The organism is Acidipropionibacterium thoenii DSM 20276 (assembly GCF_000423445.1).
GTDB classification, from domain to species: domain Bacteria; phylum Actinomycetota; class Actinomycetes; order Propionibacteriales; family Propionibacteriaceae; genus Acidipropionibacterium; species Acidipropionibacterium thoenii.
This window is the reverse complement of sequence record NZ_AUHZ01000006.1, coordinates 177,999-192,412: the sequence shown is the minus strand read 5'-3', so window position 1 is coordinate 192,412 and position 14,414 is coordinate 177,999. Positions and strand designations below refer to the sequence as shown.

12 protein-coding genes and 1 riboswitch are annotated in these 14,414 nt (G+C 67.9%); of the genes, 4 read left to right on the top strand and 8 right to left on the bottom strand.

Annotated elements, in window-relative coordinates; all coding sequences use genetic code 11:
• Positions 1-58: 58 nt before the first annotated feature.
• From cobI to G554_RS14145, 3 genes are all read right to left on the bottom strand, one after another.
• Positions 59-820 (bottom strand): precorrin-2 C(20)-methyltransferase, encoded by a 762-nt coding sequence (gene cobI, locus G554_RS0102090; RefSeq protein WP_027586611.1) that lies wholly within the window; start codon positions 818-820, stop codon positions 59-61.
• Between the two features lie 50 nt (positions 821-870).
• Positions 871-936: riboswitch (cobalamin riboswitch) on the bottom strand.
• A 156-nt stretch (positions 937-1,092) separates the two neighbouring features.
• The gene (locus tag G554_RS0102085) at positions 1,093-2,559 is read right to left on the bottom strand and encodes a cobyric acid synthase (RefSeq protein WP_027586610.1); all 1,467 of its coding nucleotides are present in this window, start codon (positions 2,557-2,559) and stop codon (positions 1,093-1,095) included.
• Positions 2,556-3,620, bottom strand: coding sequence for a cobalamin biosynthesis protein (locus G554_RS14145; protein ID WP_084648233.1), 1,065 nt, complete (start codon positions 3,618-3,620; stop codon positions 2,556-2,558). Before G554_RS14145 ends, G554_RS0102085 begins: the two co-directional genes overlap by 4 nt.
• 412 nt (positions 3,621-4,032) lie before the next feature.
• Between G554_RS14145 and G554_RS0102070 the strand changes: the two genes are divergently transcribed.
• The 3 genes from G554_RS0102070 to G554_RS0102060 all read left to right on the top strand — a co-directional run bounded on the left by G554_RS0102070 (position 4,033) and on the right by G554_RS0102060 (position 6,085).
• The gene (locus G554_RS0102070) at positions 4,033-4,617 is read left to right on the top strand and encodes a histidine phosphatase family protein (RefSeq protein WP_027586609.1); all 585 of its coding nucleotides are present in this window, start codon (positions 4,033-4,035) and stop codon (positions 4,615-4,617) included.
• Positions 4,618-4,706: 89 nt separating this feature from the next.
• Complete coding sequence (gene folP, locus G554_RS0102065) at positions 4,707-5,516, top strand: dihydropteroate synthase (RefSeq protein ID WP_084648232.1); 810 nt, start codon at positions 4,707-4,709, stop codon at positions 5,514-5,516.
• A 50-nt stretch (positions 5,517-5,566) separates the two neighbouring features.
• Positions 5,567-6,085 (top strand): O-acetyl-ADP-ribose deacetylase, encoded by a 519-nt coding sequence (locus G554_RS0102060; protein WP_027586607.1) that lies wholly within the window; start codon positions 5,567-5,569, stop codon positions 6,083-6,085.
• 20 nt (positions 6,086-6,105) lie between these two features.
• Here G554_RS0102060 and G554_RS0102055 read toward each other — a convergent pair whose 3' ends face one another.
• The 5 genes from G554_RS0102055 to G554_RS0102035 are packed head-to-tail and all read right to left on the bottom strand — an operon-like array spanning position 6,106 to position 12,398.
• Complete coding sequence (locus tag G554_RS0102055; RefSeq protein ID WP_051232190.1) at positions 6,106-6,903, bottom strand: DedA family protein; 798 nt, start codon at positions 6,901-6,903, stop codon at positions 6,106-6,108.
• Positions 6,904-6,931: 28 nt separating this feature from the next.
• On the bottom strand, positions 6,932-7,771 hold the full coding sequence (locus G554_RS0102050) for a carbohydrate ABC transporter permease (protein ID WP_373887127.1): 840 nt from the start codon (positions 7,769-7,771) through the stop codon (positions 6,932-6,934).
• Between the two features lie 25 nt (positions 7,772-7,796).
• Positions 7,797-8,759 carry a carbohydrate ABC transporter permease gene (locus G554_RS0102045; RefSeq protein WP_027586604.1) on the bottom strand — a complete coding sequence of 321 codons (963 nt, stop codon included), beginning with the start codon at positions 8,757-8,759 and terminating at the stop codon, positions 7,797-7,799.
• Positions 8,759-10,051 (bottom strand): ABC transporter substrate-binding protein, encoded by a 1,293-nt coding sequence (locus G554_RS0102040; RefSeq protein ID WP_027586603.1) that lies wholly within the window; start codon positions 10,049-10,051, stop codon positions 8,759-8,761. Before G554_RS0102040 ends, G554_RS0102045 begins: the two co-directional genes overlap by 1 nt.
• A 25-nt stretch (positions 10,052-10,076) precedes the next feature.
• Positions 10,077-12,398, bottom strand: a complete 2,322-nt coding sequence (locus G554_RS0102035) for an ROK family protein (RefSeq protein ID WP_027586602.1) — start codon at positions 12,396-12,398, stop codon at positions 10,077-10,079.
• Between the two features lie 335 nt (positions 12,399-12,733).
• Between G554_RS0102035 and G554_RS0102030 the strand changes: the two genes are divergently transcribed.
• A complete protein-coding gene (locus G554_RS0102030) occupies positions 12,734-14,248 on the top strand; it encodes an L-serine ammonia-lyase (protein ID WP_027586601.1) in 1,515 nt (504 codons plus the stop codon).
• Positions 14,249-14,414 lie beyond the last annotated feature (166 nt).

Sequence of the window (14,414 nt, the reverse complement as noted above, 5' to 3'; positions counted from 1 at the left end):
TGCCGGCCGGCTGCGTTCTCCGGGCTGACCGTATCCTGTCGGGCGGCTGCGTTCTGACTCACAGGCTTCCTCCTGTCATGGTGCGGACCGGGGCGCTCATCACCGTCGAGAAGTAGGGCAGCGTGGCCCCCTCAGCGACCTCCTCCAGCCCGATCAGCTGCTCGGAGTCCAGCGAGACGTCGGTGCCCAGCACGGCGTCACGGCCTCGGCTGCGGATCTGGTCGAGGACCGCCGGGAGGGTGCGCCCGCCCTTGTAGACAGTCACCGAGTCGGCCAGGTCGAGGACCTGCCCGAGGGCCTCGGGGCCGACGGTGGCGGGCACCAGGGCGAGGATCTCGTGGCCCTCGACCAGCGGGGTGGTGGCGGCCGCGGCCAGCGCCTGCATAGCGGTGATGCCGGGCACCAGGCTCACCCGCACCCCGGGCATCCGCTCCTCGACGCTGCCGCGCAGGTAGCTGAAGGTGGAGAAGACGCCGGGATCCCCGACGGTGGCCAGTGCCACGGTGCCCGCGCCCGCCTGGAAGGCCGCGATGGCGGCGTCGGCCGATGCCTGCCAGGACTCGATGCGTGCGGGGCCGACACCGCGCTTCTGGGCCATCGAGAAGGGCACCCTGACGATCTCGCCGCGAAGTGTTGGACACGCTGCGCGCACGATCTGTTCGGCCCGGCCGGGGCCATCCGCGGAGGCCTCGGTGGCCGGCACCAGGACGACATCGGCGTGGCTGAGGACTCGCACCGCCTTGAGGGTGACGAGCTCGGGGTCGCCGGGTCCCACCCCGACGCCGACCAGGCTGTGTGCAGGGTGGGTGGCATGGCTCATGCCGGCCTCCTCAGGTCTCTCGCCCGAACTGTGCTCGCTGCGTGGCATCGGAGTGTCTGGCTGCCCTTCCCAGGGTCACAGTGGCGGGACCGCTCCGGACTCTCACCGGATTCCTCGTCGATGGACGCGGGCCCAGTCTCCCACATCGGCTGGGGCTGCGGCTGTCCAGGCCCTGTGGGTGGACGTCGATGCCGGTGCCGGGGACGGTTCCCGCGGTTCAGCAGCCTCGAACCGGTGCGATGGGGAGGTGCGGAGCGGGCGCCTTGGCCTGGTCAGCGCGCCAGATCCAGCAGTCCGCCGACATCGACATGAGCCTCCAGGGCGTCGGCCAGGGTGTCGATCATCTGGCCCCGGCGCGCCTGGTAGCCGGTGGCCGCATGATCGGCGTGCCAGTCGATGCCGGCCTCGGCGGCGGCCTGCTCCAGCCAGGCGCGGCGGAAGGCGTCGCACTCGAAGGCGCCGTGCCACATCGTCCCCCAGACCGATCCGACCCGGCAGCCGTCCAGGAAGGGCTCGACCTGGTCGCGGCTCTGCGGGAGGACCGTGCAGCAGCCGTGATGGATCTCATAGCCGCCCACCGGGATATCGCGCCAGGACCCCTGGGACAGAGTGGTCACCTTGTCGGCGGCGAAGTTCACCTCCACCGGCAGCAGCCCGAGCCCCTCGATCCGCGATCCGGGAGCGGCCTCCTCACCCTCGGGGTCGACGATGAGCTGCGACAGCATCTGGTAGCCGCCGCAGATACCGACCACGGTGCGCCCGGCAGCGGCCCGGTCGGCGATCACCGCAGCGATGCCGGTGGAGCGCAGCCACTCGAGATCGGAGACGGTGGCCCGGGATCCGGGCAGCACCACGACATCGGCCTGAGCGCAGGTGGCCGGGTTGACACTGACCTGGACATCGACGCCGGGCTCCCCGGCCAGCGCGTCGACATCGGTCGCATTGGAGATCCGCGGCAGCCGGACCACCGCCACCCGCAGTGCGTTCGGCTCGGTGGACTCTCCCTCGTGGCGCCAGCGGCCCACCTCCAGGGCATCCTCCCCGTCCAGCCAGACGCCGTCGACCCAGGGCAGCACGCCGAGGCAGGGCAGTCCGCTGCGGCGGGTGATCTCCTCGAGGCCGGGGCTCAGCACGGCCTCGTCGCCACGGAACTTGTTGATGAGGTAGCCGGCCAGATGGGAGCGGTCGTGGTCGTCGAGCAGCGCCCAGGTGCCGTAGATGGAGGCCAGCACCCCGCCGCGGTCGATGTCTCCGACCAGCACCATCGGCAGGTTCTTGGCCTCCGCCAGGCCCAGGTTGACGTAGTCCCCCCGGCGCAGGTTGATCTCGGCCGGGGAGCCGGCCCCCTCGCAGACCACCAGCTGGTGGGCGGCGGACAGCTCGTCATAGGCGGCGAAGGCGGCCTCTGCGAGATGACGCCGGCCGGTGGTGTACTCCCCGGCCTCCAGGGAGCCGCCGGGGTGGCCGCGCAGCACCACGAAGGACCGTCGGTCGGTGCCGGGTTTCAGCAGCACCGGGTTCATCGCCGAGGTGGGCTCGACGCCGGCCGCCTGGGCCTGGAGATACTGCGCCCGACCGATCTCGGCGCCGTCGGCGCAGACCATCGAGTTGTTAGACATGTTCTGGGCCTTGAAGGGGGCCACGTCGATTCCCCGGCGGGCCGCCGCCCGGCACAGGGCGGTGACCACCAGTGACTTCCCGGCGTCCGAGGAGGTTCCGGCGATGAGGATTCCAGTCATCGCGCCGCCTCCCTCCGGGCCGCCGACCGCTGGCACCGGGTGGCCCCGGAGGGGGCCGCTCGGTGCGGGATCACCCCGCCGTAGAACAGCAGATGACCGGCGACCGCCAGGCTGCCCGCGGCGATCCCGGTGGCGGCGAAGGTGACTGCCTGGACCAGTCGGGCGGCATCACCGACCTTGCCGGCGGTCGGCCTCGGGCCGTCCCCGAGCAGCGGGCGGTGTTCGACCCGGGAGCCGTAGTAGAGGTTGCGCCCGCCCAGGGTGACGCCGAGGGCACCGGCCCAGGCGGACTCGCACCAGCCGCCGTTGGGGCTGGGGTGGTGGGAGTGGTCGCGGGCCATCACGAACAGGCTGCGTCGCCGGTCCCCGTCGATCATCGGGGCCAGCAGGCAGGCCAGCACCCCGGTGATCCGGGCCGGGGCGAGGTCGAGGAGGTCGTCCAGCCGCGCCGGAACCCGGCCGAAGTGCTCGAATCGGTCGTTGTGGTGGCCGACCATGGCATCCAGGGTGTTGGCGCCACGGTGCACCAGCATTCCGGGGAGGCCGGCCAGTGCACCCCAGAAGATGGAGGCGACCGCGGCGTCGGCGGTGTTCTCGGCCATCGACTCGACGGTGGCGCGGGCCAGTTCCGGCTCGTCCAGCGAGCTGGGGTCGCGTCCGCACAGGTGGGAGAGCTGGCTGCGGGCGCCGGCGAGGTCCTTGGCGGCCAGCCGAGAGGCCATCGTGTCCCCCTCACGAGCCAGCGAGGTGGCGCCGACGACGGCCCAGGTCGCGGCTGCGGTGCTCAGCGTGCGGGCCACCGGGTGGTCGCGGGTGGCCCGGTCTGCGGCGATCCCCAGGACCGCCAGTGGGCTCAGGCAGGCGGCGCAGTAGATGGCGCCGCGCGGCACCGAGTCGGCCCAGACCCGCCTCTGGAGGGCATCGGCCATCGACCCGAAACAGGCGACCGGGTGGTGACGTTGTGGATCGGCGATGAGGCGGTCGGCGAGGATCCCCAGCGCGATCCCGGCCCCCCTGGCCAGCAGTCCGGCTCCGAGTCTGCGATGTGGGGTGAACGCCATGGCGTCAACCTACCAAGGTGCCGCGGCCGGGAGCTGCCCCGGAATCGGCCATATATCGACCGGCCTCTGGATAATCCAGTCCGCGGCCCGGCCCCGACCGACTTCGGGGCGACCCACCACGCAGTGCGCCCGAAATCGGCCACATACCGACCGGCCTCTGGATAATCCAGCCGGCGGTCCGCCCCTGACCGGGTTCATTCCTGTCCCGGATCCGGGAGCTCGGAGGTGGCGATCACCCGCCCGAGGACGGTCGGCGAGAGGGTGTACCGCCACAGACCGAGTCATCTCGATCCTCCGGTCGGGCGCAGTGTCCTTGAGGAGGAACCCGTGAGCCAGGCGGCAGTCGTCGGCACGACTCTCACCCTGCGCAGGGAGGTCCAGTGACTCCGGGCCGGCAGGTAGCCTCTCGCCCGTGACCCTCATCGTGCTGGTCCGTCACGGCCAGTCCACCTGGAACCTGGAGCATCGTCTGCAGGGCCAGCGGATGGACGTTCCGCTCAGCGGCCTGGGGCAGCAGCAGGCCCACCAGGCCGCCGGCCGCGTCGCCGGCCTGGTGGCCCCCGGCACCCCGGTGTTCTCCAGCGACCAGGAGCGCGCCCTCCAGACCGCCGCGCCGATCGCCGCTGCTCTGGGCTCGGCGATCCGTCCCGATCCCCGCCTCCGGGAACAGGACCTGGGAGCCATGGAGGGCCTGACCCCCGATCAGCTCACCCCCGAACCGGCGCCCGAGGGCATCGACATCGCCGATGTGGGCTGGGGCGGCGGGGAGTCGCTGGCCGAGGTCGCTGCCCGCAGCCGCTCATTCCTCGCCGACCTGGCGTTGTGTGACCACGGCCACCCACCGGCCCAGGTCGTCGTCGTGGGGCACGGCGATGCCCTGCGGGTCCTCATCGCCGTGCTGGACGGACGCACCCACCGCGAGTGCGACTTCACCCTGGAGCTGGGCAATGGTGAGGTCATCACCCGCACCTGGACCGGCACCGCGGGCGTAGCCTGAGCAACGTGCTGGGCCCAGACTCGACATCACATCAGCCAACTGCGCTGATCCTGCGTGAACGACGCTTCGACGCATCCCATCCGGCGCTGATGGCAGTCATCAACCGCACCCCCGACTCCTTCTACACCCCGGCCCGCCACACCCTGGACGACGCCCTGCGCCGCCTGGACGAGGTGGCCGGCCAAGGCGCCGACATCGTCGACGTCGGAGGTGTAAGAGCCGGTCAGGACGGCCCCGCTGTCTCCCCCGAGGAGGAGATCGCACGGGTGGCGCCCTTCCTGGAGAAGGCCCGCGCCGAGCATCCCGAGGTCCTGCTCAGTCTGGACACCTGGCGCTCCGCGGTGGCGCGTGCCTGCCAGGACTGGATCGACGTCGTCAACGACACCTGGGCGGGTGCCGACCCTGAGCTGGCCGCCGTGGCGGCCGAGCTGGAGGCCGGCCACGTCGTCTCGCACACCGGCGGGCTGCCGCCGCGCACCGATCCGCATCACGTCCACTACGAGCACGGAGTGGTGACGGACGCCCTGGCCGAGCTGACCCGCAGTGCCGCACACGATCTGTCGATCGGGATCCCCGCCGAGCGGATCATCGTCGACCCGACCCTCGACTTCGGCAAGACGACGACCGACTCGCTGGCCTGCCTGCGCGCCACCGACCGGTTCGTGGCGCTGGGCTTCCCGGTGCTGGTGGCCGCCTCCCGCAAGGACTTCGTCGGGGAGACGCTGGACCTTCCGGTCGACGACCGACTGGAGGGAACGCTGGCCTCGGTGGCGGTGGCGACCTGGCTGGGGGCCACCGTGATCCGCGCCCACGATGTCCAGGCGACCAGGCGGGTGGCCGACATGGTGGCCTCGATCCGCGGTGACCGGCCGCCGGCCAAGGCGATCCGCGGAGTCTGAGTCATCAGCGAGGGGCTGACACCCACGGCTGCGTGCGCGAGAATGCGCACATGGCCAGCGTGGAGATCCTTCGAACCGACATCACGACACTCAAGGTCGACGCCATCGTCAACGCCGCCAACTCCGCGCTGTCCGGGGGCGGCGGGGTGGACGGTGCCATTCACCGCGCAGCCGGGCCGATCCTGGACATCGAGTGCCGCGCGATCCGCCAGACGCGATACCGCTCAGGACTGCCGATCGGGGCGGCGGTGGCCACCTCGGCAGGCAACCTGCCGGCCAAATGGGTGATCCACACCGTCGGCCCGGTATGGGACGGATCGGGGCTCCAGGACGGTCAGCTGGCGGCCTGCTACCGCAACAGCATCGCGGTCGCCGACGAGCTGGGTGCCTACAGCATCGCCTTCCCCTGCATCTCGGCCGGGGTCTACGGCTACCCGGTCGAGCCGGCGACCAGGATCGCCGTGGAGACCTGTCAGCAGGCCCGCCCCGATGTCGTCACCCGGATCGTGCTGGTGGCTTTCGACAGCAAGGTCGAGAGGGGATATCGCACGGCGATGGAACAGGACTGACGCCGCCTCCCGGAGCCGGCTCAGCGCGCGGACTTCCTGCCGACCCTCAGGAACCCCGGCACCAGGACGGCGATCAGCAACGCGACAGTGACGTAGTTGACGATCTTCCCGTATCCCTGCAACAGGTTGACGATCGGGTCGCCGACCGCGTATCCGGCGGCGATGAACCCCAGGTTCCACGCCGTGGCCGCGATGAAGTTGAGGATCATGAAGCTGCGTAGCTTCATCCCGGAGGCCCCGGAGAGCACGAAGACGACCGGCATCAGCGGTAGCGGGATCGGCGCGTAGGCGATCAGGATCCCCAGCCAGCCGAGCTTGCCGGCCCATTTCTCCATCCGGTCGTAGCGCTTCCTGGCGCGCTCCGAGCTGCCGGCCCAGACCTCGATCATGCCGCGCCCCCACAGCTTGCCGGCCCACCAGTAGACCCAGTCGAGCTTGATAGAGACCAGCGAGCCGAGCACCAGCCAGGCGATCCAGTGCGGCGACTTCCCCACCGAGACCATCGCGCCGGTCGCGGCCGCACCGATCCGCGATCCGGAGACGCCCATCATCACGTCCGGGCTCAGCCCGAGAAGCCATCCCTTGAGGGGGATCATCGCCATCCCGAACACGGCGACGACGCCGATCCAGCCCATGCACCAGTAGTCGGTTCTGGTGGGCTTCTGGTGCCAGGGCATCCCGGAGTCCTGCCACCAGGGCTCCTCCTCGGGATTCTGGACGGCTGTCACACCGGACTCAGACTCGTCGTAGGCGTCTGCGACGCGCTCTTCGGACCCCTGCTGACAGGGGTCCAGCTGCTCGTCGGTGGGGCGATCCATGTGACCGACGATACCCGTCGCCAGTACCTCAACCCTTGAGTCCGGAGGTTGCCAGCCCCTCGATGACCCGCTTCTGCATGCTGAAGAAGAGGATGAAGATCGGCGCCATGGCCATCGTTGAGGCGGCCATCATGAGCGCATAATCGCTGGCGTGCTGTCCGGCCAGAGTGGCGATGCCGACGCTCAAGGGCATCGACTCCTCACGAGTGGTGACCACCAGAGGCCACAACAGATCGTTCCAGGACCACAGCACCGTGGTGATCGCCACCGCGAACAGGCTCGGCGTCACCAACGGGAACATCACCCGCCAGAACGTCTGCCAAGGATTGCAGCCATCCAATCTGGCAGCCTCCTCGAGCTCGACCGGCAGGCTCATGAATCCCTGACGCATCAGGAAGACACCGAAGGCCGAGAAGAAGCCGGGAAGCACGATTCCCCAAGGTGTCTCCAGCAGGCCAAGACTCTGGACCACCTGGTACTGGCCGATGAGATAGGACTGACCGGGAACCATCAGAATGGCCAGCAGCAGTCCGAACAGGACGCCGCGGCCCTTGAACCTCATCCGGGCGAAGGCATAGCCGGCCATCGAGCACAGCACCAGCTGGACCACGGTGCGCATCACGGTGATCTCGATTGACACCCAGAACTGGTGCATGAAGGGCAACTTGGAGAACACGCTCGCGTAATTGCCCCACTCCCAGCTCTTCGGGATGAGCCGTGGCGGCACCGCTTGGATCTGCGAGTTCGTCGACAGCGACATGAGGATCTGGTAGACGAACGGGAAGACCATGCACAGGCCCCCGAGAATGAGCAGGACGTGCACCGGGATGAACCGCCGCTGCGAGGTATGGCCTTGCTTGCTGGCCATCCTCGCTATCTCGGCGGTGGTGAAGTCAGACATAATTCACCCACTTCTTCTGGCCGATGAACTGAATGACGGTGACCACCGCCACCATTGCCAGGATGACGATCGCGATAGCCGCGCCACCGCCCTGATTGCTGTCGACGAAAGCCTGTTGGTAGAACAGCCTCACCAGTGATCGGGTCTGCGGTTCGACCGGATTGCCTCGCGAGATCATCGCGTAGATCGCGTCGAAGAGCTGGAACCCGCCGATCGTCGTCATGATGGTGAGGAAGAAGATGGACGGTGTCAGCAGCGGAACAGTGATCCATCGAAACTGCTTGAGGCCGGTGGCGCCGTCAATCGAGGCCGCCTCGTAGAGCTCCACCGGGATGCTCTTGAGACCGCTGGACAGGATGATGACATTGAACCCGATGGCACACCACAGGCCGAAGACCGACACCGAGATCAGCGCCAGCCAGGGTGTCACCAGCCAGTACGGCGGATTGCTCACCCTCAGTCCTTTGAGCACCTGGTTGATGAGTCCGAAATCGCCGTTGTACAGAATCTTCCAGACCTGTGCCACGGCCATCGGCATCGCCAGATAAGGCATGAAGTAAACGGTCCGGTACAGGCCCTTGAACCGCAGTCCCTTGAGCTCGATCATTGCCGAGATGGCGACCGAGAGCGGAACTCCCAGCAGCAGGATCACGGTGTACAGCACGGTGTTGACGATCGCGCGCCCCAGACCCGGGTCCTGGAACAGTGCGGTGTAGTTGTCGAACCCGACGAACTGCGGGTCACCGCCGAAGGCGTTGGTCTGCTGGAAGGAGGTGATGAGGTTCTTGACGATGGGCCAGTAGTAGAAGACCGCCACACCCAGCATGAGCAGCCCGATGAATGCCACCGGCCAGGCACCGACACTTGTCGGCGAGCCCCGGCGACGCCGGCCACTGGGGCTGGCGGAGCCGGGGCTCGGGACGGCACGGCCGTCCCGAGCACCAACTTCAGTCATCACTTCTCCTTGGCCAGCGCGGCATTCATGAAGTCGGCCAGATTCTTGGCGGCGGTCGGCACCGGGGTCGTTCCGCTGAAGGCCGGAGTGAGGTAGTCCGGCTCCTTGTCAGCCCACACGGCGGTGTTCTTGCTCACCGGGTAGGGAACGGCATAGTCGCTGGCGGCGTCGACGAACAGCTGCATGTCCCACTGCGGATAGGTCTTGACCCAGGCGTCCTGGGTGCCGTTGAAGGCCGGGATGGCCGTGCCGTTCTTGGCCTCCATCGTCTGGGCCGCCTCAGATCCCATGTGCGCGGCCAGGGCCAGGGCGGCGGCCTTGTTGGCCGACTTCTCAGCGACTGACCAGCCGAGGCCATGGATGACGGTGGCCTGCTTGGCACCCTTGGGCAGCTCGACGACCTGGAAGGTCTCCTCCTTGCCCTTCAGATCGGTGGCCAGCTGGGAGGCCATCCAGTCCCCGCCCCAGAACATCGCACACTTGCCGTTCTCGAACATCTGGTCCGGAGGAGTTGAGGTGGCGACCTTGGAGGGCGCCACCGACCCGTCCTTGATCCAGTCGGTCCAGCACTGCAGACCGGCGATGGTCTTCGGGTCGTCATAGCCGGACTTACCATCCTTGATGACGAAGCCATCGGCCTGCGGAATGGTGTTGTAGTAGGTGGACTGGGCGTCACTGTTGAAGGCGGCCGCACAGCCCCAGACTCCCTTGGACTTGCCCCAGTCGGAGATCGCCTTCGCCTTCTGGTGGAAGTCGTCCCAGGTCCAGCCGGCCTTGGGCTCCGCGACGCCGGCTGCCTTGAAGATGTCCTTGTTGTAGAACACCCCGATGGTGTCGAAGTCCTTCGGGATACCGAAGTGCGTGCCGTCGAAGGAGTACAGATCCACCAGGGCCTTGGGGTAGTTGCCCCAGCCGATGCCCTGGGAGGTGAGACCGTCCAGCGAGGCCAGCATTCCGTTGGAGGCGTAGAGCTGGATGTGCGGGCCGTTCATCCACAGCACGTCGGGCATCTCATTGCCCTGGGCCTGGGTCTTGAGCTTGGTCCAGTAGTCCGCGTAGGCGGTCAGGTTGGTGGTCACCTTGACCTTGGGATACTTCTCGTTGAAGCTCTTGATATTGGCCGTCACGGTGCCCGTCTGGTTCTTGTCCCAGTAGGCCAGCGTCAGGTTGGCGGTCGTGTCGGGGTCGATCGTGGCTGGGGCCGAGGAGCTCGAGCTCTCCTTGGACCCACAGCCGGCCACGGCCATTGCGGCCAGTGCGGCCGCTCCGGTGAGGAAACTACGCCTCTTCATGGTCTTCTCCTAGATTCTCCTGTGGTCACTTGACCTGGTTGTTGAGGAAGTACGTGACGATCTCATCGGGAAGCGATGGGATCCGCCGCGGCACGGAGCCGTTCCGCAGCGAGTCTGTGGCCTGGATGCCGGCCGCTACCGCGTACCAGGCGCCCAGTGGGGAGGTGTCGGTGTGCGCGCCGGTACGCACGAACCGGATGAACTCGGAGACCGTGAGCACGTCGGCGTCACCGTGGCCGTTGGCGTCCCCGATGATGGGGAACTGCTCATCACCGTCGCCGTTGTACTCGGTGCGCCTGTTCCACAGCCGGATCAGGCCGCCCTCCCCGTCACCGAAGTTCTCGATGCGACCCTCGGTACCGATGACGGTGTAGTTGCGCCAGTAGTCGGGTGTGTAGTGGCACTGCTCGTAGGAGGCGTAGACGCCCGACTCCATGTGCATGAGCATCATCGAGACGTCCTCCACGTCGATGACCGGGTTGAGCCCCTTCTGGGACAGTGGCGGCCAGTTGTCGTGGGAGAACCAGTCCCCCATGAGCTCATCGGAGTGGGAGCGCCGGTCGGTGACCTGGTCGTAGAGGGTGAGCCCGCCCATCGCCACCACGTCGGTGGTGTGCGAGTCGGCGAACCAGTGCATCACGTCGATGTCATGGGCGGCCTTCTGGAGCAGCAGGCCGGTGCCGTGCTCACGGGTGGCGTGCCAGTCCTTGAAGTAGTAGTCCCCGCCGTTGCCGACGAAGTGGCGGCACCAGATGGCCTTGACCTCACCGATCCGACCGGTACGGATCAGGTCCCGCATCGAACGGACCACGTTCATGTGACGCATGTTGTGGCCGACGTAGAGCTTGGTGCCGGTCTGGAAGGCGGTCGTCAGCACCCGGGTGGCCGACTCCATCGTGATGGCCAGTGGCTTCTCGAGGTAGACCGGGATGCCGGCCTCCAGCAGCGCACAGGTGACATCGGCATGGGTGTCGTCGGGAGAGGTGACGAAGGCGACGTCCACGCCGGCACTGATCAGTCCCTCGACATCCGGGCTGATGGACACCTCATCGGGATCCTTGTGCAGCCGGTCGGCGATCCGTTGCCGGGCCAGGTGATGGGGCTCGGCCACGGCGGTGATGACGCCGTTGTTCTCGGCCAGCTCCGTGTTGAGGGCGAGCCTGGACCGGGCACCGACACCGACCACCCCGACCCGCAGGGTGTCGCTGTGCAGTGGTGCAGGGGTGGATGTCGACATAGTGGTGTGGGATCCCTTCTGAAGTTCGGATGTGACGAGGCCGAAATGACGTAACTCGACCGGATTGGGGTCAGGGACGCCGAGCAGGCCGCGGAGGGCCTCACGCAGGGCCATCCCGAGAGCTCCGGTGACCGACGCTCCCCAGCCGAGCCGGGACACCTCGGCGACCAGCGGCGGCGCGTCGGCGGGTCGGTTGCTGATGACTCGGGCGAGAACCCGGCGGACTCCGGGCAGGGAGTTGGGAGTGGGGCCCGTGACGACGATGAGATCCGGGTCGATGACGGCGGCAGCCGTGCCGATCACCACGGCACACTGATTGACCCATTCCTGGCTGGGGCTGTCGAACTGGTCGTACGGTTGGCCGAGGACGTCACTGACCTCGCCGGCATTCCACTGCCTGCCCTGATGCACTCGCCCGCCCAGCACCAGGCCGGTGTTGAAACCACGGGTCATGTGCACCATCAGGAGATCGCCGTCGGCTCGAATCGTGCCGCTCTGACGACGCGTCACGAACTCTCCGTAAGCCGCCAGGTTGATGTCGTTGTCGACGAAGGCCGGGGCGCCGAGGCGGGCGGACAGCTCCGCGCCCAGCGCCAACCCGTTCCACTGCGGGACGAGATCGCTGCGCTGGATAGCGCCATCCCCGTCGATGATGCCGGTGGTCGAGATCCCGATCTGGCGCAGGTCACCGTGCTCAGGCTCAGACTGGCTCACCATCGTCGAGATGGCCTCCGTCACCTCGTCCAGCCTGGCCTCACGTTCCTGCCGGTCGAGGGAGACCGTTCGTGCCTGCAGAATCTCCCCGTCGACCGCCGCCACGACGATGAGGGCCGAGGTGACCAGGATGTCTGCCGCCACGACGATCCCCGCCTGCGGGTTGATCTCCCAGCTGGACGCCGGTCGTCCCACACCGTTCTCAGCCGTGAGGTCGGACCGCCTCACGACCCCGCACCGGTCCAGGCTCGCGAGCAACGAGATCACTGTCGGTCTCGACAACCCCGTCGTGGCGACGAGTTCCCGAACAGTGCTGGGGTCCGGACTGGCGGCGCGCACCGCGGCGAGGACGGCGTCAGCCCTGACGCGCTTCGCCTCCTGGTCACCGACTGCCATGCCCGCTCCCCTGCCCGTACCCGCCGTCGCCTGAAACACGTTGTCATCACAGAGACACGGAGGTTACAAAAACCTTTTTCGAAACCGTCTTTCATATGAACAGTTCCACTGTCGGCGCAAACGGGGTGCGTTGTCAACGTGTTCGGCCGAAATCGCCGTGCCGGTTACCAAACTGTTCGATTCGAGCCCGGCCCGGTCCCCGGCACCGCGACCGGCCCCGGTGCGTGACCCCGCATCTGGAGCAGAGACCCGAGAGCTCGGGGCGTAGGCCTCGCGGAGTCGTCGCATTCACCGCGAAGGATGCGGGAGATCCGGCCACTGCCCATAATCACTGTGTGGCAGTCAGCGTCTTCGACATCTTCAAGATCGGCATCGGCCCCTCCAGTTCACACACCGTGGGGCCGATGCGCGCTGCCCAGAGGTTCGTGTCCGATCTCGGCCGTGAATCGGGGTTCGGTGAGGTGACACGGGTGCGGGCCGAGCTCTTCGGCTCCCTCGGCTCGACCGGCCACGGCCACGGCTCCGAGGCGGCAGTGCTGCTGGGTCTGGAGGGTGAGGACCCGACCACCGCCGACACCGATCGGATGAGGCCCAGGGAGGCTGAGATCCGTTCCACCGGCCGTCTCCGGTTGGACGCCGCACACACCGACTCCGGGCACGAGATCGCCTTCGACGCCGATGAGGATCTCGTTCTCCACCGCACCCGTTCGCTGCCCTTCCACCCCAACGGGATGATCTTCACCGCCTGGGCCGGTGACAAGGTCCTCAGCAAGCGGACCTTCTACTCGATCGGGGGCGGTTTCGTCGTCGAGCACGGCGAGGACGGCCACCCTGCCGTGGTCCCGGACTCCACTGCGGTGAGCTATCCGTTCCGGACCGGTGGGCAGCTGCTCGAGCACTGCGTCGACAACCGGATGAGCATCCCCGAGATCATGATGGCCAACGAGATCTCGCTGCGCACCGGCGGGCCGTCCGGTGGACAGTCACCTGACGGGGAACTGGCCGACCCGGCATCGCGCGGAGGCGATCCGGCGGCCGTCGAGGCGAGGGTGCGGGCAGAACTGCTGCACATCTGGGAGGTGATGCGCAGCTGCGTCGAGCGAGGTTGCTCCCGGTCGGGGACGTTGCCAGGAGGCCTGCACGTCAGACGCCGGGCCAAGCGGATGAGGCAGGATCTGATGGATCGGGAGCGCCGTTCCGCCGGCGCCCCGGAACCGTTCGGGTCGATGGACTGGCTGACGGTCTGGGCGCTGGCGGTCAACGAGGAGAATGCCGCCGGTGGCAGGGTCGTGACAGCACCGACCAATGGTGCCGCCGGGATCGTTCCGGCCGCCGTGCACCTGGTGGTGCGGTACCTGGTGCCGGGCGGGCAGTCCGACCCGGAGGAGGATCTGGCCGGCACTGCCGAGGATGACGCCGTGGTCGACTTCCTGCTGACTGCCGGGGCGATCGGGGCGATCTTCCAGCAGTCGGCGTCCATCTCGGGGGCCGAGGTGGGATGTCAGGGAGAGGTCGGCACCGCCTGCTCGATGGCTGCCGCCGGGCTGGCCCAGGTGATGGGCGGCACCGTGCACCAGGTGTGCAACGCCGCCGAGATCGGACTGGAGCACAACCTGGGGCTCACCTGTGATCCGGTGGGGGGCCTGGTGCAGATCCCGTGCATCGAGCGCAACGCGGTGGGTGCCATCAAGGCATTGACCGCCGCACGGCTGGCCTGTGCCGGGGATGAGCAGCAGATCGTCAGCCTCGACCAGGTGATCCGCACCATGATGGCCACCGGCCGCGACATGAAGACCAAGTACAAGGAGACCGCCCGTGGCGGCCTCGCTGTGAACATCGTCGAGTGCTAGCAGCTCGGCGCATCACCACGTCAAGTGCTAGCAGCTCGGCGCATCACCACGTCAAGTGCTAGCAGCTCGGCGCATCAGCGCTCCGAGTGCTCGGGACCCGGTACGGCCCCGGAGTAGCATCGCGTCGCCGCCGGGCCCCGGCACAGGCAGCTCATCACGACGACAC

Excerpts from the sequence above, each read along its gene's own strand:
- G554_RS0102040 (WP_027586603.1), bottom strand. The coding sequence starts at position 10,051 with ATGAAGAGGCGTAGTTTCCTCACCGGAGCGGCCGCACTGGCCGCAATG.
- G554_RS0102085 (WP_027586610.1), bottom strand. The coding sequence starts at position 2,559 with ATGACTGGAATCCTCATCGCCGGAACCTCCTCGGACGCCGGGAAGTCA.
- G554_RS14145 (WP_084648233.1), bottom strand. The coding sequence starts at position 3,620 with ATGGCGTTCACCCCACATCGCAGACTCGGAGCCGGACTGCTGGCCAGG.
- G554_RS0102060 (WP_027586607.1), top strand. The coding sequence starts at position 5,567 with ATGGCCAGCGTGGAGATCCTTCGAACCGACATCACGACACTCAAGGTC.
- G554_RS0102050 (WP_373887127.1), bottom strand. The coding sequence starts at position 7,771 with ATGGCCAGCAAGCAAGGCCATACCTCGCAGCGGCGGTTCATCCCGGTG.
- folP (WP_084648232.1), top strand. The coding sequence starts at position 4,707 with ATGGCAGTCATCAACCGCACCCCCGACTCCTTCTACACCCCGGCCCGC.
- cobI (WP_027586611.1), bottom strand. The coding sequence starts at position 820 with ATGAGCCATGCCACCCACCCTGCACACAGCCTGGTCGGCGTCGGGGTG.
- G554_RS0102035 (WP_027586602.1), bottom strand. The coding sequence starts at position 12,398 with ATGGCAGTCGGTGACCAGGAGGCGAAGCGCGTCAGGGCTGACGCCGTC.
- G554_RS0102055 (WP_051232190.1), bottom strand. The coding sequence starts at position 6,903 with ATGGATCGCCCCACCGACGAGCAGCTGGACCCCTGTCAGCAGGGGTCC.
- G554_RS0102045 (WP_027586604.1), bottom strand. The coding sequence starts at position 8,759 with ATGACTGAAGTTGGTGCTCGGGACGGCCGTGCCGTCCCGAGCCCCGGC.